The sequence below is a fragment of the Stenotrophomonas maltophilia group sp. Smal17 genome (assembly GCF_030237045.1).
Classification (GTDB): domain Bacteria; phylum Pseudomonadota; class Gammaproteobacteria; order Xanthomonadales; family Xanthomonadaceae; genus Stenotrophomonas; species Stenotrophomonas forensis.
Genome location: NZ_JASJSU010000049.1, coordinates 1 through 21,523 on the forward strand (window position 1 = coordinate 1; position 21,523 = coordinate 21,523).

Sequence of the window (21,523 nt, forward strand, 5' to 3'; positions counted from 1 at the left end):
CCCCCCACTACCCATCAAACCTGGGGTCAGAGCCCTCCCCTGCCGGAAGGATTCCGACCCACCCCTTACGCCACGGCGCGCTTGCCGGTGCGGTAGATCAGCCAGCCGACCAGGAACAGCACGGCCAGGCCGATCCACTGTGCGCCCGGCAGGTGGAACGGCACTGCCAGCACGTCGGCGCGGCTGCTGATCACGATCGGCACGGCGATGGCGATGCCCATCAGCGCTTCGCCGGTAATCAGGCCAGCGGCAAACAGCACGCCCGGCTTGTGCACGCGGTCGCGGCCCTCTTCGTCATCGGCGCGCACCTTGTGGAAACGCTCGACCAGGTGGGCAATCAGGCCACCCAGGAAGATCGGCACCATCAGCTCCAGCGGCAGGTAGATACCGATGGCGGCGGCCAGCACCGGCACGCGGAAACGTGCGTTGCGCGACTTCAGCCAGCTGTCGAAGGCAATGATGGCGGCGCCGACCACGGCACCGATGCCGATGAAGGTCCAGGGCAGCTCACCACCGAACAGGCCCTTGGCCACCGAGGCCATCAGGTTGGCCTGCGGCGCGGCCAGCGCGTTCGGGTGCAGCTCGGACTTGACGCCGATGCCGTAGGCGGTAGCCAGCAGGTTCAGCACCGGGGCCATGATCAGCGCGCACGAGAACGCACCGATGCCCAGCATCAGCTGCTGCTTCCACGGGGTGGCGCCGACGATGTAACCGGCCTTGAGGTCCTGCAGGTTGTCACCGCCAACCGCGGCAGCACAGCACACCACCGCGCCGATCATGATCGCGGCCACCGCACCCAGCGGCGCACCGAAGGCACCGACCGGCTGCAGGCCATCCTTGCCCAGCAGCAGCACCAGCACCGCCGAGGCGAACAGGATGGTGGAAATGGTGATGCCCGAGACCGGGTTGTTGGACGAGCCGATCAGGCCGGCCAGGTAGGCCGAGACCGAAACGAACAGGAAGCCGGCGACGATCATGATGAGGGTCATCGGGATCGACACATGCCACTGGCCGACGATGGCCTGGTACAGGGCCAGCAGCGGCAGCACGAAGACCACCAGGGCCACCAGCATCCACTTCATCGGCAGGTCGCGCTCGGTGTGCGCCAGTACCGGGCCACCGCTCTTGCGCGCAGCCGCGAAGCCGCTCTTGACGCCGTTCAGCAGCGACTTGCGCAGCGAGATGAGGGTCCAGATGCCACCGATCAGCATCGCGCCGACGCCCAGGTAGCGCATCTTCGCGCCCCAGATGGCGAACGCGGCCTCGGTGGACGAGGCGGTGGCGACCGACGCGGCCAGCGCCGGATCGGTGTTCATGAAGAAGGCCTGGTAGATCGGAATGGCGATGTGCCAGGTCAGGATCGAACCGGACACCACCACGATGCCGACGTTGAGGCCGACGATGTAGCCCACGCCGAGCAGCGCCGGCGACAGGTTGGTACCGATGAAGGCGGTGATCTTGGAGCTGCCGACGTAGGCCGAGGTGGCCCAGGCATCGGGAATCAGGCGCATGCCGCTTTCAGCGGCCAGCTTGACGAAGGCACCGATCACCGCCGACAGGCCGAGGATCTTCAGGCCCGGGCCCGGATTCTCACCGGCCTTGAGTACTTCGGCGGCGGCCTTGCCTTCCGGGAACGGCAGCGGGTCTTCGACGATCATCGAACGGCGCAGCGGCACCGAGAACAGCACGCCCAGCAGGCCGCCCAGGCCGGCGATGCCCAGCACCCACCAGTACTTGAAGTCGGGCCAGTAGCCCATGATCACCAGCGCGGGGATGGTGAAGATCACACCGGCGGCGATCGACGAACCGGCCGAAGCACCGGTCTGCACGATGTTGTTCTCGAGGATGGAGCCACCGCCCAGCAGGCGCAGCACGCCCATGGAAATCACCGCGGCGGGAATGGCGGTGGCGATGGTCAGGCCTGCGAACAGACCGAGATAGGCGTTTGCGGCCGACAGCACCACCGCCAGCACGATGGCCAGGGCCACTGCGCGGAAGGTGAGCTGCTTGGGCGCAGCGTCGTGGTTCATGGAAGCCCCTGCTGGCAAAAAATCCTGGTCACGCTAGCGTTCAGGGGGCGTCACGTCCAGTGCGGTTCGGGAGGGTTGCAGCCGGGTCGCCGGTGGGATAGTCGCTTTTGACCAAACTCGGCCAACGCATCAAGCTCATCAGGCACATATCCCAATGGGCTGCCGGGTACCGGATACCGCGGCCCCCTGCCCCACATGGGCAGGCCAGCCACCGCTGCAGCATTCCAGCCAACATCGTTTGAAGTGTCTCGACTCCCCATGCATCGTGTTCACGATCCAAATGCTGTCGCCGAGCCGACCTATGAAAAACACACTTCGTATGCGCCCGATCAAGGGGCCGGTCATGGCCATCGTGACCTTGCTCTGCTCGATGCCCCTTTGTGATCACGCATCGGCCTGGAGTCGCGTTGGCGCGATCGAGGTCACTGACCACGCCGGCAGATCCTGTTTCGGGCTTCCCAGGAAAGAGCGCAAGCGTATCGGTGAGACTCCTCAGGTGTTTGGTGTGGAGGTGTATGACGCGATTACTCCACCGCTGCGGCGGCTATGGTCTTTCGACTTTTCCTATCCCGCGTCACTCCCGCTTCCACCCGGCGCTTGCGTCCTCTATGGAGAAGTGCCAGCCAACGCCGCTGCAGGGCAAGCGGCCATGACGCTGCAGTCTGGGCGCCTGTATGAGGTCACGATGTCGGCCACCAGAACGGGCGCCACCCGGTTCTATAGCGCCCGATTCTGCGTGAAGGCGAACGCCGATGGCAGCCTGCGGGCGATCCAGGTCCGCTACGACGACGCTCTGGGCTGGAGTCCTGCGGTCTGCCTGCCCTGAGCTGATGGACGCGCTCGTCGGCATCTCTCAGCGCCTGCTGGAAACGGGTAATTGTTATGTTATATCCTGTCACGCCGAACGAACATCGTACGTGGCTTCTCCTTCCTCCCCTCGGCTGGCCTCCATCGACCAGCTGCGCGGCACCGTCATGCTGCTGATGCTGCTCGACCACGTGCGCGAGACCTTTTTCCTGCAGCATCAGGTCGGCGACCCGATGGATGCGGCCAGCGTATCCCCTGCCCTGTTCGCTTGCCGCCTGCTGGCCCATCTGTGCGCCCCGGTGTTCGTGCTGCTCACAGGCCTGTCGGCGTGGCTGTATGGCCAGCGCCAGGCCGACCCGCGCCGCGCGATCGCCGCCTTCCTGCTCAAGCGCGGCCTGTTCCTGGTGGTGCTGGAACTGACCCTGGTCAACTTCGCCTGGACCTTCCAGTTCCCGCCGGACACGCTGTACCTGCAGGTGATCTGGGCCATTGGCCTGAGCATGATCGCGCTGGCCGGCCTGCTGTGGCTGCCGCGCCCGGCGCTGCTGGTGCTGGGCGTGCTGCTGGTGGCCGGCCATAACCTGTTCGATGGCGTGCGCGTGGAAGGCGACGGCGTGCTGGCCGTGCTGTGGAAAGTGCTGCACCAGCGCGACTGGATCGACACCGGCGTCGTGCGCCTGCGCACGTCCTACCCGGTACTGCCGTGGATCGGGGTGATCGTGCTGGGCTACCTGATGGGGCCCTGGTTCGCGCGCGACCGCGACCCGGCGCAGCGCCAGCGCTGGCTGCTGTGGGCAGGCCTCAGCGTGCTGGCCCTGTTCGCGCTGCTGCGGTTCGCCAACCAGTATGGGGATGCCCCGTGGCAGTACCAGACCAGCACGCTGCGCACGTGGATGAGCGTGTTCAACGTCACCAAGTACCCGCCGTCATTGCAGTTCCTGCTGCTGACCCTGGGCGTGGGCCTGTTGCTGCTGCGCTTGTACGAATGGCCGCCAGTGGCCCGCGCCCTGCGCCCGCTGGCCGACATCGGAGCGGCGCCGATGTTCTTCTACCTGCTGCACCTGTACGTGCTGAAGCTGCTGTACGTGGCTGCGCTGGCTACGTGGGGCCCCACCCACGGCAGCCTGTACGCGCTGGATTCGGTGGCCGGCCTGCTGCTGGTGGCCTGCGCGCTAGCGGTGGCGATGTACCCGCCGACGCTGCTGTTCGGCCGGTTCAAGGCCCGCCGCCGCGACCTGGCTTGGCTGCGCTACCTGTAGGCCGTCAATCGGGCGGCCATCCACGCGTGGCGTGGAGCTACTGAAGGCTGGCGGGGCGCTACCGGGCGCGGGCACGGCTGCAGGCCTATAATCGCGCCCTTTCCGCTGTTCCCGCCGTCGATGACCGTTGCCGCTACCGCCTCCGACGACTTCCTGGGCCATCCCAAGGGCGTCTACGTCTGCTTCTTCACCGAGATGTGGGAGCGCTTCTCCTTCTACGGCATGAAGGCGCTGCTGCTGCTCTACCTCACCAAGTACCACCTGTTCGGCGACAAGGCCGGGCTGGACCTGCTCGGCGCCTACGGCGGGCTGGTGTACTGCATCCCGGTGTTCGGCGGCATGCTGGCCGACCGCTGGCTGGGCATGCGCCGGGCGGTGCTGTTCGGCGGCATCCTGCTGGTGCTCGGCCACCTGGGCATGGCCTTCGAGGGCCATGCCGCGTACCGGGTGAACGGCGAAGTGGTGCGCGACACCTCGGCGCTGGCGGTGACCTACCTGTCGCTGGCGCTGATCATCATGGGCGTGGGCTTCCTGAAGCCGAACATCTCGACCATCGTCGGCAAGCTCTACGCCAAGGACGACCCGCGCCGTGACTCGGGCTTCTCGCTGTTCTACGCCGGCATCAACCTGGGCGCGCTGTTCTCCTCGCTGGTGTGCGGCTTCCTCGGTGAGGCCTACGGCTGGAAGTACGGCTTCGGCGCGGCCGGCATCGGCATGCTGGCTGGCCTCGCGATGTTCCTGTGGGGCCAGAAATACCTGCAGGGCCATGCCGAACCGCCGCAACCGGCCGCGCTGAAGCAGAAGGTGCTGGGCCTGCCGCGCGAATGGCTCATTTATCTGTGCGCGGTGCTCGGTGTGCTGCCGGTGGCGTGGCTGATGTGGGCCGCCGGCAACGGTGCCTTCGCGCTGGGCGGTGAAATCAGCCTGGCGCTGATGCTGATGCTGGTGGTGCTGGGCGGCGTGCTGGTCTGGTTCGCGTGGTTCACCGGCACGAAGTGCACACCGGTACAGCGCCAGCAGATGATCGCGCTGATGGTACTGATCTTCATGGCGCTGGTGTTCTTCACGATGTACGAGCAGTCCTACGGCTCGTGGGTGACCTTCACCGACCGCCTGCTGACCAAGGACATCGTGCCATCGCTGGTGATCACCGGCGGTACGCCGCTGCCGTGGTCGATCATTTCACTGTTGCTTGCACCGCTGGGCTTCGTGGTCAGCGCGCGGTTGTCCGAGCGTCGTCCGGGCTCGTCGGCACCACGCACCTTCTTCGCCGCCATCGTCGTGCTGATGCTGGTGCTGCTGGTGCGCGACTGCCTGGTGATTCCGCAGACCGCCGGTTCGCTGACCTATCTTGGCGGCCTGTTCCTGGTACTGCTGGCACCAGCTTTCGCCGCATTGTGGACGTGGATGGACCGCCGCGGCTGGGAGCCGGGCAAGCCGGTGAAGTCGGCATGGGGCCTGGTGATCGGTGCGCTGTCGTTCGTGCCGCTGGCGCTGGCCGCGCAGCAGGTCGGCGCCACCGGTGAGATGGCCAGCGTGTGGTGGCTGGTGCTGGCTTACTTCCTGCTGGCCAGCGGCGAGATGTGCCTGTCGCCGGTCGGCCTTTCCGCCGTGACCCAGCTGGCCGTACCTCGGGTGATGAGCCTGATGATGGGCACCTGGTTCCTGGCCACCGCATTCTCGGAAACGCTGGCGGCGCTGTTCGGCAAGCTGGCGGCCATCGATGTGCCGGAAGGCGAATCACTCGACATGGTGGCTGCCGCCGGTGCCTACGCACACCTGTTCTGGCTGCTGATGTGGATCGGCCTGGGCTGCGCCGTGCTCGCCTTCATCGCTGCGCCGCTGTTGAAGCGGATGATGCACGGGGTGAAGTAAGGCCCCGTGCAGCGGCGCCCGCTCAGGGCGCCTTGGCCTTTTCCACCGATGCTGCAACCTGGGCGTTCGCCCCGCCCAGGTGCTTCGACAGGAACGCCAGCAGGCGCGTGTAGTAATCGCGCTGGCTGGCTTCGCCATAGAAGCCATGCCCTTCGCGCGGGTAGTACACCGCTTCCACCGGCACCCCGGCCTGCTTCAGGGCCGCTTCCATCCGCTGCGTGTGCTGCACCGGCGCACGCGTGTCTTCGCGCCCGGCCGCCAGCAGCACCGGCACCGTGATCCGGGCCGCCAGGTTCACCGGCGAGACCGCTGCCAGCGCCGCGGGATCGCCGAGCCACTCATTCAGGTAGTTCACGCCCGAAGTGCGGTCCTGGATATCACCGCGCTTGAACATCAGCGGCAGGTCGTACACGCCCACATAGCCCGCTGCGCACCGGTACAACGCCGGCTCACGCACGGCGCCCATCATGGCCGAGTACGCGCCGTAGCTGGCGCCATAGATGCAGATGCGCTGCGGGTCGGCGATGCCTTCGGCAATGGCCCAGCGGGTGGCGTCGGTCACGTCATCCTGCATGGCCTGGCCCCATTGCTTGGCCGCAGCCTGGGTGTGGGCGCGACCATAGTTGCCCGACCCGCGGAAATTGACCTGCAGCACCGCATAGCCGGCTGCGGCCAGCAGCTGGTTGTCCCGCTCGAAGCCACCATCATCGAATTCACCGATGGGCCCGCCGTGCGGCATCACCACCATCGGCAGGCGGCGGCCGTCACTGCCCTTGGGTACGGTCAGGAAGCCGTGCAACGGCAGGCCATCGCGCGCAGTGAGGGCGAGCGGACGCACGCTGGCAGCTCCGTCGCGGTCGAACCAGCGCTGGCGCGCGGTCAGGAACGCCGCTTCCCGGGTGGCGGTATTGAACATGAACCAGTCCCCGGGATTGCCGCCCGAACTGACCTTGACCAGGATGCGCGCGTTGTCACGGGTGGCCGACAGCAGGCTGACCCGCTGCCCGGGGAAGGCCTTCTCAAGCATGCGCTGGATCCGCGCGGTGGGCGACTGCTCGTCGAAGAACGCGCTGCGCGCGGTCGCTCCCACGAACTGCACGCCGACCGGCACACGGCTGCCCGGCTGGTAGATGATCGAGGCCGGGTCGACCACTGCGTCGCGCAGCAGGGTTCGCCGCTCGTCGGTCTGTGGATTCCAGCTGACCACCGCATCCGGGCCGGTGGACTGTTCGACGATGAGGTAGGCCAGGTGGTTGTCGGCGGAAAAACCGATGGGGCGTTCGATGCGGTGGCTGCTGCCCTCGTCGTTGAGCAAGGTCCAGCGCCCATCGTCCTGCCGGTAGTAGAGCTTGTTGATGTTGTCCGCGGCGGCGCCGCGGGCAAAGCGCAGTACGCCGGCGTTGTCGGTGGTGAAGGTTGCCCGCTGCACCGGCGAGCGCGAGACCAGCACGCGGCGGCCGGTGATGACGTCCATCCGCTCAAGCCGTGCGCTGGTGTCGTTGGCGAACGGCCACAGCGAGATCAGTACGTTGCGCTCGTCTCCGGCCAGCGGATCGGCGAGGAACGCCGCCACCGGCTCGACCACACGGCCGCTGACCAGGCCCGGCTCATCCGGTCGCGCGCGGTAGCCGACCAGAAGATCACCCCGCTTGCCATCGGCATCCATCGCGTAGAGCTCGCCGGTGGAGCGCGGCACATCCAGCGCCCCCCACTTCTCGGCCAGCCCGATCAGCAGGCGATTGTCGCTCACCCAATCGACGCTGTTGGCGTGGTTGTTGCGCGGCGGCCGGAAATTGCCGACCAGTTCCATGGTGCGGGTGCGCAGCACGGCCACCGCCGTTGCCCCTTCCAGAGGCAGGGTCATGGCCAGGTACTCGCCGGTGGGCGAAAGCTGGATGTCGTTGAACTCGGCGCGCCGCAGGTAGTCATCCAGCGCGATCTCGGCTGCGCGCGCGTGGCTGGCACCGCACAGCAACAGCAGGACGGCGAGCAGCATTACATGCTTCATGGTGTCCCCTTTCTGACCGGGCAGCCTGGCTGCCCGGCATGCTGAAGCGCGCGTCCAACGCGCGCCGATGCAGTTACGGTGCCTTGCCGCTGCCGGCCGGTGCTGCTTCGCCGGCGGTGGCCCCACCCAGGCTGCGCGACAGGAAGGCCAGCAGCCGGCTGTAGTAGGTGCGCTGGTTGGCCAGGTTGTAGAAGCCATGCCCTTCGTTCTTGACGTACAGGCTCTCTACCGGCGATCCGGCCTTCTTCAACGCCGCCTCCATGCGCTCGCTGTGCACGATCGGTGCACGCTGGTCCTGGCCCCCTGCGGCCAGGAATACCGGCACGCGCACTTGCCCGGCCAGGTTCACCGGCGAGCGCTCTGCCAGCTCATTGGGCGATCCCAGCCAGTTGCGCAGGTAGGCCAGGCCTGATTCATCGCTCTGGATATCGCCCCGGGCATACATCAGCGGCAAGTCGTAGATGCCGACATAACCGGCCGCACACTGGTAGAGACCCGGCTCGCGCACCGCGCCCATCATCGCCGCATAGGCGCCGTAGCTGGCGCCGTAGATGCAGATGCGGTCCTTGTCGGCCACGCCCTGTTCGATGGCCCAGCGCGTGGCATCGGTGACGTCATCCTGCATCGACAGCCCCCATTGCTTGCGCGCTGCCTGCATGTGCGCCCGGCCATAGCCGGAAGAACCGCGGAAGTTGACCTGCAGCACCGCGTAACCGGCCGCTGCCAGCATCTGGGTCTCGGCCTCGTAGGCGCCCTGGTCGGAAACACCGATCGGCCCACCGTGCGGCAGCACCACCATCGGCAGCGCACGCGCCTGGCGCCCGTGCGGGATCGTCAGGAAGCCATGCAGCGGGCGCCCATCGCGCGCCTTGACGCTGATCGGGCGGACCTCGGCGGTCAGCGCCGGGTCGACCCAGTCGCTGCGGCTGATCAGGTGCCGGGCGCTCTTGCCCACCGTGTCATACAGATAGAAGTCACCGGGATTGCGGCCTGACCAGCTCTCCACCAGCACGGTCCTGCCATCGCGTGTGCTGGAGGTGATGTAGACCGGCCCCCCCAGGCCCGCTTCAAGGCTGCGGTAGAGGCGCGCATCGTCCGAGGCGTCATCGAAGAACGCCGTTCGCGGCGCGCCGCCAAGGAACAGCGCCCCCACCGGCACGCGGCTGCCCGGGCGGCGGATGATGCGTGACGGATCGGCGGTTTCATCGCGCAGCACGGTGCGCCGCTCATTGCTCTGCGGGTCCCAGCTGACAATCGCGTCGGGCCCTTCCGCCTGCTCGACCTGCAGATAGGCCAGGCGACCATCGGCCGAGAAACCGAGCGGCACTTCGATGCGCTTGCTCAGGGCCTCGTCGTTGAGCAGGATCCACTCGCTGTTGCTGCCCGCCCGGTAGTAGAGCTTCTGCGTTCCATCGGTGACGGCAGCGCGCGCGAAACGCACCTCGCCCTGCTCATCGGTGGTGAAGTGCGCATCGGCAACAGGCGCGCGCGCCACCGCGTTGCGGCGACCGGTCATCACGTCCATGCGCTCGATCTGCGCATGCGAGTTGCCGACGAAGGGAACCACAGTGACCAGCACGTTGCGGTCGTCGTCCTTCAGTTCGTCGCTGAGGTACGCAGCGACCATGCCCGCCGGCTTGACCTTGATGTTGGTACCCAGGCTCTGGTCGGCAACCCGGTACCCGACCAGCAGCTCGCCGCCCTTGCCGTTGGCATTGATGCCGAACAGCTCGCCGGTCGGCGTGGGCCGGTCCAGCAGCCCGAGTTTCTGCGCCATGCCCACCAGCAACCGCTCGTTGCTGACCCAGTCGAAGGTATGGGCATGGTCGTTGCGTGGCGGACGGAAGCTGCCGACCATCTTCATGTCGGCAATGCGATAGATCGCCAGTGCCGTCCCGGCTTCCAGCGGTACCGTGGCGGCAACGTACTCTCCGCCCGGCGAAATCTTGATGTCGGTGAACGATTCCTGCCGCAGGAAACGATCCAGATCCAGCGTCGCCGCCGCTGCCCCGCACGATACAGCCCCCAGCACCACAGCCAGCACAATCCTGCGCATCCTTCCCCCATGGAAAACCGGACAGCCTGTCCGGATACGCGATTCTAGGCACGTACATGCGGCGGATGCCACAGGGGCAAAAAAAAACGACGGCACCGTTGCCGGTGCCGTCGTTACCACTACCTTGGAGAGAGAGTCAGGACGTGGGTTCGGGGGGCGTGCGCCGGGTCAATGGACCCCGCGCACCGCCAACGTGAGGGCCAGGATGCTGAGGATCACGGCGATGGTGCCGTCCAGCACGCGCCAGGTACTGGGCTTGGTGAACAGCGGCGCCAGCAGGCGCGCGCCCAGGCCCTGCGCGGTCAGCCACAGGCAGCTGGCGGTGACCACGCCGGCGGCGAACGCCATGCGGGCATTGCCGAAGTTCTCGGCAATCGAGCCGATCACCATCATGTCCAGCCAGAAGTGCGGGTTGATCAGCGAGAAACCGACCGCGGCCATCAGTACCGCACGGCGGCTGCCGTCATCGCTGTCAGCCTCGCCCATGCCGCCGCCTCCGGCGATCGCCCGGCGTGCCGACTTCATCGCATACCAGGCCAGGAACGCCACGCCGGTCCACAGCACAGCGGTGGTCAGCCACGGCAGCGCCGAGGTGAGCGTGCGCAGGCCGGCCACGCTGGCGAAGATGAAGATGGCATCGATGGCCGCGCAGGTGGCAACCACCGGCACGATGTGCTTGCGCAGGATGCCCTGGCGCAGAATGAAGGCGCTCTGGGCCCCGACCACGGCGAACAGGCCGATGCCGGTAGCTGCACCAGAGAACCAGGCACCGAGGCCGGTGCTGGCGGAGATGACCGAGAACATGGGATGGACTGCCTTGTATTGCTTGGGGGGACGGTGCCTCGCGAAGGCGGACAGCACCGGAACGGGCGCCATTGTCGCGCCGCAACATGAAAAAGACGAGCTAAACTTCCTAAACCAACATTAGCGGAACTTAATTCGATGCGTATCGACCATGCCCAGCTGCGCGCCTTGGCCGCGGTGATCCGCGAAGGCAGCTTCGACCGCGCCGCACAGTCGCTGAATGTCACCCCTTCGGCCATCTCGCAGCGGGTCAAGGCGCTGGAGGACCGGGTCGGCCGCCTGCTGGTCAAGCGCGGCACCCCGGCCACCGCCACCGCCGAGGGCCAGGTACTGGTGCAGCTGGCCGAACAGACCGCCCTGCTCGAACACGACGCGCTGCACCGGATGGGCCTGGCCGACGAGGACCTGCCCCAGGCCAGCATTCCGGTGGCGGTGAACCACGACAGCCTGGAGACCTGGTTCCCGCAGGCCGCCTCGCAGTTCGCGCAGAGCACCGGCACCACCCTGGACCTGCGCGTGGAGGACCAGGACCACACCGTGGAACTGCTGCGCCAGGGCACGGTGCTGGGCGCGGTGACCACCCTGGACGAGCCGGTGCAGGGCTGCCAGATCCACGCGCTGGGCAGCATCCGCTACGCCGCGACCTGCACCCCGGAGTTCCGCGAGCGCCACTTCGCCAAGGGCGTGACCGCGCAGGCACTGGCGCAGGCGCCGGTGCTGGTGTTCAACCGCAAGGATGAGATGCAGTCGCGCTTTGCCCGGCGCATGGCCGGTGACGACCTGCCGAGTACCGCGCCGACCTGGTGGATTCCCTCCACCCGCGCCTTCGTGCAGGCCAACCTGGGCGGCATGGGCTGGACCATGAACCCGCTGCCGCTGGTCAAGCGGCACCTGGACGCCGGCCGCCTGGTCTACGTGCGGCAGCGCGCGTGGGAAGACGTGCCGCTGTACTGGCAGCACTGGAAGGGTGACGTGCAGACCATGGCGCTGCTGACCCGCGCGGTGCTGGACGCCTCCTCGGCGCTGATCCGGCGCAAGCGCTGAGCGGCGCTCCATGCAATCTCCACGCGTCCTCCACACCGGGTCCGTGCGCGATGCGGATACTGGCGGGCCGTTCATTGCAAGGATGCCCCGCATGCCCCTCTCCGTGCGCGATGCCCGCCCCGACGATGCCGCCGCGTGCATCGACCTGCGCGGGCGTACCCGCGAGAACGCCTTCAGTGCCGCGCAGCTGGCGGAGCTGGGCATTACCGCGGAAAGCTGGGCGGCCGGCATCGCCCACGGCGAATCGATCGGCCGCATCGCCTGGGAAGGCGAGCGCATGGTGGGCTACTGCTTCGCCGACCGCGCCAGCGGCGAGGTGCTGGTGCTGGCGCTGCTGCCGGACTACGAGGGCCGTGGCATCGGCCGCCAGCTGCTGCAGGAGGTGGTCAGCCTGACCCGCGATGCCGGCCACCAACGCTTGTTCCTGGCCTGCTCGGCCGATCCGCGCTCACGCTCGCATGGCTTCTACCGCCGCCTGGGCTGGCGCCCCACCGGTGAGCTCGATGAGGCCGGTGACGAGATCCTGGAACTGCGCTGAAGCCGGGCACGGCCGGATGATCGGGCCGCATTGACCCGATGCCGCATCGCTGGGCGCGGCAATCAGTCTGCGTCGAGCACGCGCAGCTGCGCCTGCACCACCTGCGCTTCGGTACTGCCTGCACCGGGCGTCAGGTTCACCGAAAGCTGCAGGGTCACATCCATTGGGCGCAACGCGAACCGGGTCAGTTCCTGCGGCTTGATCGGAAAACCGATGCGCAGGGACTGGCCCGCACGCAGCTCCTGCATCTGATCCCGCAGCGCAGCGGCGGCCATGCCACTGCGCAGGGCGGTCGTCTTCCCCGAGTGGTTGTCCTTCACCTTCACCGAAGGACCACGACTGCGGATGTACTCCAGCGGCAATGACACCGGCTCACTGCCGCTGTTGCGCAGCTCCAGCTCGACATTGAGCGTCTGCCCACGGAAACGGCACTGGGCATCGTCCACGCAGCGCGCATGAAGTTCGATCACGGGAGGCAGCTCCTTGCTATGGGCCGGCAGCGCGGTGGCGGCGGCAAAAGTGGCAATCAGTGAAATCACTTGACGGTGCATGTTATCTCCCGGCCGATCTGGCGGCTCAGCAGCTCGCGTATCTCGCGCGCGATGTTCCAGGCATGTCGCGGCAGGGTCACGGCGCAGTCGACCGAATTCATGATGGTGGCTGACGGGTCGGACAGCGCGCGCGAATCAGGAACGGCAACCAGCACTTCCGGATCGAGGGTACCGTCGGGCTGGAGGTAGCGCACGGTTTCCTCGTCCGGATCATTGTAGGAATACTCGTCGGGCACGCCCAGCGTATGGGCGAACTCGTGGGCGAAGGTCCACGGCGTTGTTGATACCGAGACGTCGATATCCGGAAACTCGACCTGCTCGCGGTCGTAGCTGCGGTGGATGATCAATTTGTAGTCGCTGCCGCCCTGCACCCAGCGCACTTCGTAGCGGAGCGGGAAACTGCGGGTACCGCACTGCGGGTCGTGTATGTCCAGGGTGAAGCGGCCATTCCAGAACTGATCGATTCCCTGCTCCATGCGTGCTCGCGTCGCGGTCACTTCGGCCGCGGTGACCCCGGCCTGTGGCATCGGCTGCACCTTGATCGACACCACCACCTCGCCCTGCGCATGCAGCGGGATTTCGATGCGGTAGCTGACCGGGAAGGCGTAATCGTGCTTGTCACCGTTGACGTCGTACGCCTCGTAATAGCGTCCGTCCACATCGCGATCGATCCGGGTATCGTGATCGTCCACCCAGCACTGCGGCGCCGCCGGCTCTTCCGGCGCGGGCGTGCCGGGCGGTGCGAACGGCGGCGTCTGCAACGGCATCGTCTTCAGCAGCGGCGCCACGATGCCCGCCACCTTGGCCAGCGCACCCAGCGCGGCCTGCCCACCACCACCCCCACCACCGGCGACGACATGCGCCCGCTGCTGCTTGCCCGCCATCAGCGCGCAGCCGCAGCTGGCCTTGTCGCCGTCGCGGGCGACCGGCTGGCCGTCGATGACCAGGGTGCTGTCACCGGTCACGATCGAGCCGGGCCCGTGCCGGGCGCACATCACCCGATCGCCGACGCGTGCCACGGCGCGGCCTTCGATATCGGTGTGCGGGGAACCTGTCAGTACCGAACCGCCCGTCTGCAGGGCGTCACCTACCACGATCAGCATCCGTGACATCGTTGCGCGGCCACTCCATGGCCAGTAGTCGTTGCGAATCAGCCGGCAATCGTACCGCAGCGCGCACGCCAACAGGATGATGCATTGCACAAAAACCGGACCGGTTCCGGTTAGAATCGTCTCCAGGATGCGGCAAGGCGTTGTTTCTTCACGCCCTTTCCCTGCCCCATGCGCATCCTGAACTCCTCCCCTCCGCCAACGATCCCGCCCCCATGAAGAAATTTGGCAAGGCCCTGCTCGCCCTGCTCGTGCTGCTGTTGCTGGCCGCCGCGCTGTTCCTGTACTGGCCGCTGACCCAGCGTTCGGTGCCCGCCGCCAGCAACGACAAGCCCGTCGACGTTGTGCTGGTCGGCGCCGGCATCATGAGCATCACCCTGGCCACCTACCTGCAGGAACTGCAGCCGGACTGGAACATCCAGGTCTACGAACGCCTCGACGGCGTTGCCGGTGAAAGCTCCGATGGCTGGAACAACGCCGGTACCGGCCATTCGGCCTTCGCCGAGCTGAACTACACCCCGGAACTGCCCGACGGCAGCATCGAGACCAAGCGCGCGGTCGGCATCGCCGAATCGTTCGAGGTCTCGCGCCAGTTCTGGTCGCACCAGGTGAAGGAAGGCCGGCTGAGCCAGCCCAGCGACTTCATCAACCCGACCCCGCACATGAGCTTCGTCTGGGGCGATGACAACATCGCCTACCTGCACAAGCGCCAGCAGGCCCTGGTGAAGAACCCGCTGTTCTACGGCATGCAGTACTCCGAAGATCCCAGGCAGATCCAGCAGTGGGCGCCGCTGCTGATGGAAGGCCGTGATCCGAAGCAGAAGGTGGCCGCGACCTGGATGCCGCTCGGCACCGACGTCAACTTCGGCGTGATCACCCGCCAGCTGACCACCGGCCTGCAGCGCAGCCCGAATTTCAGCCTGCACCTGAACCACGAAGTGAGCGCGCTGCGGCAGAACGCCGACAAGAGCTGGAACGTGACGGTGAAGGACCTCAAGGCCGGCACCGAGACCACCACCCACGCCCGCTTCGTGTTCATCGGGGCCGGTGGCGCCGCGCTGAAGCTGCTGCAGATGTCGGGCATCCCGGAATCGAAGGACTACGCCGGCTTCCCGGTCGGCGGCCAGTTCCTCGCCTTCCAGGGCCAGGACGTGACCTCGCGCCATGGCGTGAAGGCCTACGGCATGGCCGAGACCGGCTCGCCGCCGATGTCGGTGCCGCACCTGGATGCGCGCAAGCTGGACGGCAAGCCGGTGGTGCTGTTCGGGCCGTTCGCGCTGTACAGCACCAAGTTCCTCAAGCACGGCTCGTGGTGGGACCTGTATTCCTCGGTCACCCACAACAACGTCGGCCCGATGCTGGAAGTGGGCAAGGACAACCTGGACCTGGTGCAGTACCTGATGGGCCAGGCGCGGTTGAACGATGCCGACCGCCAGGCCGAGCTGGTCAAGTACTTCCCCAACGCCAAGCCGGGCGACTGGAAGCTGGTCACCGCCGGCCAGCGCGTGCAGATCATCAAGCGTGACCCGCTGAAGGGCCCGGTGCTGCAGTTCGGTACCGAGATCGTGACCGACAAGGACCACACCATCGCCGCTCTGCTCGGCGCCTCGCCGGGTGCCTCGACCTCGCCGCCGATCATGCTGGACCTGATGGCCAAGGCCTTCCCGGAGCAGATGAAGGCCGGCTGGGAAACCCGCCTGCGCGAGATCGTGCCGTCATACGGGCGCAAGCTCAATGACAGCGCGGCGCTGGTGAACGAGATCCGCACGCTGACCAGCCAGACCCTGCACCTGCCGTACCTGGAGGTGCCGGTGGATGCCAATGCCGCAGCGCCTGCACCGGCAGCGGTTCCGGCCCCGGTTCCGGCACCGGCCAAGGAAAAGCGCAACGCCAACGAGGAACTGCAGGCGCTGTAAGCCCGCAGCATCCCCTGTAGTACACGGACGGACGGCCACCTTCGGGTGGCCGTTCGCGTTTGCGCGGATGGGGCCTGCCCGCTGCCATGCGCCCGAATGGCCCTGCGCATTGATGAGAATTGTAATGTTGTTAAGAATTATTTACATTTGCGCACTGCGCAGTGACCGCGCCTCTCCCAGATGGACCTGACGTGCCCGAAGCCGCCGCCCCGGGTGCTGGACGACTGTGCCGCCCTTCCCCGCCTCCACGCTTCGAGCCCACCATGTCCCCGAACCCGCATGACCGCCTGCCCCGCCGCGCGCTGCTGCCCGCTGCCCTGCTTTCGTCGTTGGCCCTGCTGTCCGCACCCAGCGCATTCGCGGCTGCCGACGGCGCTGCCGACGCCAAGACTCTGGATCGGGTCAGCGTCCGCGCCGAACAGTCGGCACCGCCGTCCAGCTCCACCCGCCTGCCGATCACCCTGCAGGAAACTCCGCAGTCGGCCACCGCGATCAGCCTGCAGCGCCTGCAGGACGAATCACTGTTCAGCATCAACGACGTGATGCGTACCGTGCCCGGCGTCAGCGTGTCCTTCTTTGACACCCAGCGCCCGCTGTACTACGCGCGCGGTTTCGCCATCACTGATTTCCAGGTCGACGGCATTCCCACCTACAGCGGCTCCACCAACCAGGAATACGACACCGCCTTCTACGACCGCATCGAAGTGATCCGCGGCGCCAACGGCCTGCTCAGCGGTGCGGGCGTGCCGTCGGCCACGGTCAACCTGCTGCGCAAGCGTCCGGGCAAGGATTTCGACGCATCGTTCTCGGTCAGTGCCGGCAGCTGGGACTACCGCCGCATGCAGGCCGACGTGACCGCGCCGCTCACCGATGATGGCCGCTTCCGCAGCCGCGTGGTGGCCGCCTACACCGACCGCGGTCTGTACTACGACCGCTACGACGAGACCAAGATGGCGGGCATGGCGGTGCTGGAAGGCGATATCACCGACAGCACCACCCTCACCCTCGGTTACCAGAGCCAGGACAACAACCCAACCGGCTCGACCTGGGGCACTGTCGCGTTCTTCGACAGCCAGGGCAACTTCGCCCATCTCGCGCGCTCGACCAACCTGTCGCCGAAGTGGAGCTACTGGAAGCGCGAGAGCAACACCGCCTTTGCCAATCTGGAACAGCGCTTCGGCGAGGACTGGCTGCTGAAGATCAAAACCGCCTACACCCGTGGCAACGTGCAGAACGTGCGCCTGTACGGCACCGGCTACCCGGACCCGAATTCCGGCGCGGGCATCTACCTGCGCGCCGCCGCTGGCGATTCCAAGGATACGCGCCGCAACGTCGATGCCTACCTGACCGGCACCTTCCCGCTGCTCGGCCGCGACCATGACCTGACCGTGGGTGCACAGTGGTCGGACCTGGAAGGCACCACCAATACCGTGGCGCTGAACTTCCCCGGCGACTGGGCGACCTGCGGGCGTGAGCGCTGCTACTACATCCCCAACGTGTTCAACTGGGACGGCGACATCTCCGAGGTGACCTACAGCCGCACCGGCGCGCGCCGCGTGGCCAAGACCACGCAGAGTGGCGTCTACCTGGCCACCCGGCTGCGCCTGGCCGATCCGCTGTCGCTGATTGCCGGTGCACGCCTGAGCCGCTGGCAGACCCTCAGCCGCTCGTACAACGCGGCCGGGGCCTATACCGGCACCAGCGGCGCCTACAAGGTGAGCGATGAGGTCACCCCGTACGTGGGCCTGGTCTACGAGATCACCCCGAACGTCTCGGCGTATGCCAGCTACACCGAGATCTTCAACCCGCAGAACTACAAGGACCGCAACGAAAACCTGCTGGCGCCGGTGCAGGGCTCGAACCTGGAAGCGGGCATCAAGACGCAGTGGTTCGATGGCCGCCTGACCGCCAATGCCGCGGTGTTCGAGGCCAAGCAGGACAACTACGCGGTGCGTGACATGAGCGTGCCGGAAGGCACGCTGAGCGATGGCAGCTCGGCCTACATCGGCATCAACGGGACCAAGGCGCGCGGCTGGGAAATGGACGTCAATGGCGAAATCCTGCCGGGCTGGACGGTCAACGCCGGCTACACCCACGTCAAGGTGACCCGGGCCACCACCGACCTGCTGTACGCCAACCCGCCCGAGAACCTGCTGCAGCTCAATACCCAGGTGCAGCTGCGCGGCGCCCTGGAGCGGCTGAGCATCGGCGGCGGCCTGCAGTGGCAGAGCCGGGTGCAGGGCTACAACATCGCCTACCCGCTGGGTGGCACGGTGACGGTGAACCAGCCGGCGTACTCGCTGGTGCAGTTCAATGCCAACTACCGCATCAGCGACAACTGGACCGCGACGCTGAGCGTGCGCAACGCGCTGGACAAGACCTACTGGGCCAACCTGGACTACAACAACTTCGGCGAACCGCGCTTCGTGGCGGCCAGCCTGCGCTGGAAGTTCTAAGCGACCCGCGAACCGGTGGGTGCCTGGTGGGTGCCGACCGTCGGTCGGCACGCCCTCCGCCACGACCCACGGTCGTGGCCTGCCTGAATGGGCCCGCCTGCGCGCGGGCCCTTCTTTTTGCTGCGCTGCGGGTTGCACACCGCTTCATAATTATGCGGTAATTATCTCAACGCCAATCGGAAGCCGGTCGATGAACCCGAGCTGGGATACGTTGCAACGCAGCCGCCGGGTACGCCTGGAGCGCGCTTCGCGCTGGGCCTGCGGCCATGAGGTCGCGGCCGCCGATATCGGCGAACTGCTGCACGCGCTGCTGGAGCCGGGTGACAAGGTCTGCCTGGAAGGCAACAACCAGAAGCAGGCCGACTTCCTCGCCCAGGCACTTGCCGCCCTCGACCCGGCACGGATTCACGACCTGCACATGGTGCAGTCGGTGCTGTCACTGCCTTCGCACCTGGATGTGTTCGAACGCGGCATCGCCTCCAGGCTGGACTTCTCCTTCTCCGGCCCGCAGTCGGTGCGGCTGGCCAACCTGGTGGCCGAGGGGCGCATCCAGATCGGCGCCATCCACACCTACCTGGAACTGTTCGGCCGCTACTTCATCGACCTGACCCCGCGCGTGGCGCTGGTCGCTGCGCAGGCCGCCGACCGGCACGGCAACCTGTACACCGGGCCGAATACCGAAGACACCCCGGTGATCGTCGAGGCCACGGCGTTTGGTGGTGGCATCGTGATCGCGCAGGTCAACGAAATCGTCGACACCCTCCCCCGCGTCGACATCCCTGCTGACTGGGTCAACTTCGTGGTGCAGGCGCCGCGCCCGAATCACATCGAACCGCTGTTCACCCGCGACCCGGCACAGATTTCCGAGATCCAGGTGCTGATGGCGATGATGGCGATCAAGGGCATCTACGCCGAGTACGGCGTCAACCGCCTCAATCATGGCATCGGCTTCGACACGGCCGCCATCGAGCTGCTGCTGCCGACCTATGCCGAATCGCTCGGGCTGAAGGGAAAGATCTGCCAGCACTGGGCCCTCAATCCGCACCCGGCGTTGATTCCGGCGATCGAATCGGGCTTCGTAAAATCGGTGCATTCATTCGGCTCCGAACTGGGCATGGAGAAGTACATCGCCGCACGAAGCGATGTGTTCTTCACCGGCGCCGATGGCTCCATGCGCTCCAACCGCGCGTTCTCGCAGACCGCCGGCCTGTATGCCTGCGACATGTTCATCGGCTCGACCCTGCAGATCGACCTGCAGGGCAACAGCTCCACGGCCACGCGCGACCGCATCGCCGGCTTCGGCGGCGCACCGAACATGGGCTCGGATGCGCGTGGCCGCCGCCACGCCAGCGACGCCTGGATCAAGGCTGGCCAGCAGGCCGCCCGTCCCGGCGAAATGCCACGCGGGCGCAAGCTGGTGGTGCAGATGGTGGAAACCTTCCGCGAACACATGGCACCGGCCTTCGTCGATCGCCTTGATGCCTGGGAACTGGCCGAGCGCGCCGGCATGCCGCTGCCGCCGGTGATGATCTACGGCGACGATGTCAGCCACGTGCTGACCGAGGAAGGCATCGCCAACCTGCTGCTGTGCCGCACGCCGGAAGAACGCGAACAGGCGATCCGCGGCGTGTCCGGCTATACGGCGGTCGGCCTGGGCCGCGATCGCGCGATGGTCGAGAACCTGCGCGACCGTGGTGTCATCCGCCGCCCGGAAGACCTGGGCATCTCCGTGCGTGATGCCAGCCGCGATCTGCTGGCGGCACGTTCAGTGAAGGATCTGGTGCGCTGGTCCGGCGGTCTGTACGACCCGCCCAAGCGCTTCCGCAACTGGTAAGGGGCTGAGCATGGAAACCCTCGACTATCGATTCGAAGGACGCACCCCGGTGCAGTTCCCGCGCGATGCGGTGCTGGTCGGCGTGTTGGCCTCGGGCAACCTGGAAATCCTGCTGGAGCCGGCAGCGCTGGAGGGCGCGATGTCGGTCCGCATCGTCACCGCCGCGCAGGGCTTCGGCCGCGTATGGGAGGCGGTGATCGGCGATTTCGCGCATCGCCATCCGCTGCGCGATGTGCGCATCTCGATCAACGATGCCGGCGCCACCCCGGCGGTGGTCAGCCTGCGCCTGGACCAGGCGGTGGAAACCCTGCTGGCAGGAGGTACGCCATGAGCCACGTCCAGCGCCACAGCTACTACGAAGCCGATGCGCGCGAACGCATTGCCGGGCTGGTCGACGCCGGATCGTTCCGCGAGTTCCTGGGCCCTGCGCGACGGATGATGAGCCCGCACCTGGCCCAACTCGACCAGCCAGCCGCATTCGACGATGGCATCGTCGTCGGCGAAGCCACGCTTCGCGGCAAGCGCGTGCTGCTGGCCGCGCAGCAGGGTGAATTCATGGGCGGCGGTGTGGGCGAAGTGCACGGCGCCAAGCTGACCGGCCTGCTGCGCCGCGCAGCGGCGACCCGCCCCGATGGGGTGTTGCTGCTGCTTGATACCGGCGGCGTACGCCTGCACGAAGCCAATGCCGGCCTGATTGCCATTTCCGAGATCATGCGCGCCACCCTGGATGCACGCGCTGCGGGCGTCCCGGTGGTCGCGCTGATCGGCAGTGGCAACGGCGCGTTCGGTGGCATGGGCATCGTTGCCCGTTGCTGCAGCACGGTGATCATGTCCGAGGAGGGCCGGCTGTCGCTGTCCGGGCCGGAGGTGATCGAAACCGTTCGCGGCGTGGAAGAGTTTGATTCCCGCGACCGCGCGCTGGTCTGGCGGGTGACTGGCGGCAAGCACCGCTACCTGATCGACCAGGCCCAGGTGCTGGTGCCCGATGCCATCGGGGCGTTCGCGCAGGCGGCATTCGATGCGCTGCTGGTGGACACCGCCAGCACCGATGCCGATGCCGCACTGAATGCCCTGCAGGCACGTCATGCCGCATTGAAAGCACGCGTGCAGGCCTGGGGCGGATGCCGCGATGGTCTTGAGATCTGGTCGCTGCTGGGCATCACCGAACCCGAGCGGCTGCCGCTGCTGGACACCGACGACTTCCTCGCCGTCACCGCTGATCGGAGCCTGCCATGA

The 21,523-nt window shown here is 66.9% G+C and carries 16 protein-coding genes; 10 read left to right on the forward strand and 6 right to left on the reverse strand.

Annotated elements, in window-relative coordinates; translation table 11 throughout:
* Window positions 1-65: 65 nt before the first annotated feature.
* Complete coding sequence (locus QRO93_RS13550; protein ID WP_180879495.1) at window positions 66-2,030, reverse strand: OPT family oligopeptide transporter; 1,965 nt, start codon at window positions 2,028-2,030, stop codon at window positions 66-68.
* Window positions 2,031-2,373: 343 nt separating this feature from the next.
* Here QRO93_RS13550 and QRO93_RS13555 point away from each other — a divergent pair, with 343 nt between their 5' ends.
* From QRO93_RS13555 to QRO93_RS13565, 3 genes are all read left to right on the forward strand, one after another.
* Window positions 2,374-2,856: a hypothetical protein gene (locus tag QRO93_RS13555; RefSeq protein WP_258010979.1), complete on the forward strand. Its 483-nt coding sequence runs from the start codon at window positions 2,374-2,376 to the stop codon at window positions 2,854-2,856.
* A gap of 91 nt (window positions 2,857-2,947) precedes the next feature.
* A complete protein-coding gene (locus tag QRO93_RS13560) occupies window positions 2,948-4,096 on the forward strand; it encodes a DUF1624 domain-containing protein (RefSeq protein ID WP_285304260.1) in 1,149 nt (382 codons plus the stop codon).
* Window positions 4,097-4,216: 120 nt separating this feature from the next.
* Entirely contained in the window at window positions 4,217-5,971 is a 1,755-nt protein-coding gene (locus QRO93_RS13565; protein ID WP_180879492.1) for a peptide MFS transporter, read from the forward strand.
* Window positions 5,972-5,993: 22 nt separating this feature from the next.
* Here QRO93_RS13565 and QRO93_RS13570 read toward each other — a convergent pair whose 3' ends face one another.
* The 3 genes from QRO93_RS13570 to QRO93_RS13580 all read right to left on the reverse strand — a co-directional run bounded on the left by QRO93_RS13570 (window position 5,994) and on the right by QRO93_RS13580 (window position 10,839).
* Window positions 5,994-7,979, reverse strand: coding sequence for a S9 family peptidase (locus QRO93_RS13570; RefSeq protein WP_285304261.1), 1,986 nt, complete (start codon window positions 7,977-7,979; stop codon window positions 5,994-5,996).
* A 73-nt stretch (window positions 7,980-8,052) separates the two neighbouring features.
* Complete coding sequence (locus QRO93_RS13575; RefSeq protein WP_180879488.1) at window positions 8,053-10,035, reverse strand: S9 family peptidase; 1,983 nt, start codon at window positions 10,033-10,035, stop codon at window positions 8,053-8,055.
* Window positions 10,036-10,203: 168 nt separating this feature from the next.
* Window positions 10,204-10,839, reverse strand: coding sequence for a LysE/ArgO family amino acid transporter (locus QRO93_RS13580; protein WP_005408523.1), 636 nt, complete (start codon window positions 10,837-10,839; stop codon window positions 10,204-10,206).
* A 138-nt stretch (window positions 10,840-10,977) separates the two neighbouring features.
* On the opposite strand from QRO93_RS13580, the gene QRO93_RS13585 reads away from it, so the two are divergent.
* Window positions 10,978-11,883, forward strand: a complete 906-nt coding sequence (locus QRO93_RS13585) for a LysR family transcriptional regulator ArgP (RefSeq protein WP_006424060.1) — start codon at window positions 10,978-10,980, stop codon at window positions 11,881-11,883.
* 91 nt (window positions 11,884-11,974) lie between these two features.
* Window positions 11,975-12,421 carry a GNAT family N-acetyltransferase gene (locus QRO93_RS13590; RefSeq protein WP_053449094.1) on the forward strand — a complete coding sequence of 149 codons (447 nt, stop codon included), beginning with the start codon at window positions 11,975-11,977 and terminating at the stop codon, window positions 12,419-12,421.
* 62 nt (window positions 12,422-12,483) lie between these two features.
* On the opposite strand, the gene QRO93_RS13595 is transcribed toward QRO93_RS13590, so the two are convergent.
* Window positions 12,484-12,972 (reverse strand): hypothetical protein, encoded by a 489-nt coding sequence (locus tag QRO93_RS13595; RefSeq protein ID WP_006424058.1) that lies wholly within the window; start codon window positions 12,970-12,972, stop codon window positions 12,484-12,486.
* Window positions 12,957-14,075 (reverse strand): PAAR domain-containing protein, encoded by a 1,119-nt coding sequence (locus QRO93_RS13600; protein ID WP_238581859.1) that lies wholly within the window; start codon window positions 14,073-14,075, stop codon window positions 12,957-12,959. The genes QRO93_RS13595 and QRO93_RS13600 overlap by 16 nt, the downstream gene beginning before the upstream one ends.
* A gap of 221 nt (window positions 14,076-14,296) precedes the next feature.
* Between QRO93_RS13600 and mqo the strand changes: the two genes are divergently transcribed.
* From mqo to QRO93_RS13625, 5 genes are all read left to right on the forward strand, one after another.
* Window positions 14,297-15,997, forward strand: a complete 1,701-nt coding sequence (mqo, locus tag QRO93_RS13605; protein WP_180879486.1) for a malate dehydrogenase (quinone) — start codon at window positions 14,297-14,299, stop codon at window positions 15,995-15,997.
* A gap of 263 nt (window positions 15,998-16,260) precedes the next feature.
* Window positions 16,261-18,453, forward strand: a complete 2,193-nt coding sequence (locus tag QRO93_RS13610) for a TonB-dependent siderophore receptor (RefSeq protein WP_285304262.1) — start codon at window positions 16,261-16,263, stop codon at window positions 18,451-18,453.
* A gap of 190 nt (window positions 18,454-18,643) precedes the next feature.
* Complete coding sequence (gene mdcA, locus QRO93_RS13615; protein WP_180879482.1) at window positions 18,644-20,287, forward strand: malonate decarboxylase subunit alpha; 1,644 nt, start codon at window positions 18,644-18,646, stop codon at window positions 20,285-20,287.
* Between the two features lie 10 nt (window positions 20,288-20,297).
* Window positions 20,298-20,618 (forward strand): malonate decarboxylase acyl carrier protein, encoded by a 321-nt coding sequence (gene mdcC / locus QRO93_RS13620; RefSeq protein WP_180879480.1) that lies wholly within the window; start codon window positions 20,298-20,300, stop codon window positions 20,616-20,618.
* The gene (locus QRO93_RS13625; protein WP_053449088.1) at window positions 20,615-21,523 is read left to right on the forward strand and encodes a biotin-independent malonate decarboxylase subunit beta; all 909 of its coding nucleotides are present in this window, start codon (window positions 20,615-20,617) and stop codon (window positions 21,521-21,523) included. The genes mdcC and QRO93_RS13625 overlap by 4 nt, the downstream gene beginning before the upstream one ends.

Excerpts from the sequence above, each read along its gene's own strand:
- QRO93_RS13625 (WP_053449088.1), top strand. The coding sequence starts at position 20,615 with ATGAGCCACGTCCAGCGCCACAGCTACTACGAAGCCGATGCGCGCGAA.
- QRO93_RS13580 (WP_005408523.1), bottom strand. The coding sequence starts at position 10,839 with ATGTTCTCGGTCATCTCCGCCAGCACCGGCCTCGGTGCCTGGTTCTCT.
- QRO93_RS13575 (WP_180879488.1), bottom strand. The coding sequence starts at position 10,035 with ATGCGCAGGATTGTGCTGGCTGTGGTGCTGGGGGCTGTATCGTGCGGG.
- QRO93_RS13565 (WP_180879492.1), top strand. The coding sequence starts at position 4,217 with ATGACCGTTGCCGCTACCGCCTCCGACGACTTCCTGGGCCATCCCAAG.
- QRO93_RS13590 (WP_053449094.1), top strand. The coding sequence starts at position 11,975 with ATGCCCCTCTCCGTGCGCGATGCCCGCCCCGACGATGCCGCCGCGTGC.
- QRO93_RS13600 (WP_238581859.1), bottom strand. The coding sequence starts at position 14,075 with ATGCTGATCGTGGTAGGTGACGCCCTGCAGACGGGCGGTTCGGTACTG.
- QRO93_RS13595 (WP_006424058.1), bottom strand. The coding sequence starts at position 12,972 with ATGCACCGTCAAGTGATTTCACTGATTGCCACTTTTGCCGCCGCCACC.
- QRO93_RS13570 (WP_285304261.1), bottom strand. The coding sequence starts at position 7,979 with ATGAAGCATGTAATGCTGCTCGCCGTCCTGCTGTTGCTGTGCGGTGCC.
- mdcA (WP_180879482.1), top strand. The coding sequence starts at position 18,644 with ATGAACCCGAGCTGGGATACGTTGCAACGCAGCCGCCGGGTACGCCTG.
- mqo (WP_180879486.1), top strand. The coding sequence starts at position 14,297 with ATGAAGAAATTTGGCAAGGCCCTGCTCGCCCTGCTCGTGCTGCTGTTG.
- QRO93_RS13585 (WP_006424060.1), top strand. The coding sequence starts at position 10,978 with ATGCGTATCGACCATGCCCAGCTGCGCGCCTTGGCCGCGGTGATCCGC.
- QRO93_RS13555 (WP_258010979.1), top strand. The coding sequence starts at position 2,374 with ATGGCCATCGTGACCTTGCTCTGCTCGATGCCCCTTTGTGATCACGCA.
- QRO93_RS13550 (WP_180879495.1), bottom strand. The coding sequence starts at position 2,030 with ATGAACCACGACGCTGCGCCCAAGCAGCTCACCTTCCGCGCAGTGGCC.
- QRO93_RS13610 (WP_285304262.1), top strand. The coding sequence starts at position 16,261 with ATGTCCCCGAACCCGCATGACCGCCTGCCCCGCCGCGCGCTGCTGCCC.
- mdcC (WP_180879480.1), top strand. The coding sequence starts at position 20,298 with ATGGAAACCCTCGACTATCGATTCGAAGGACGCACCCCGGTGCAGTTC.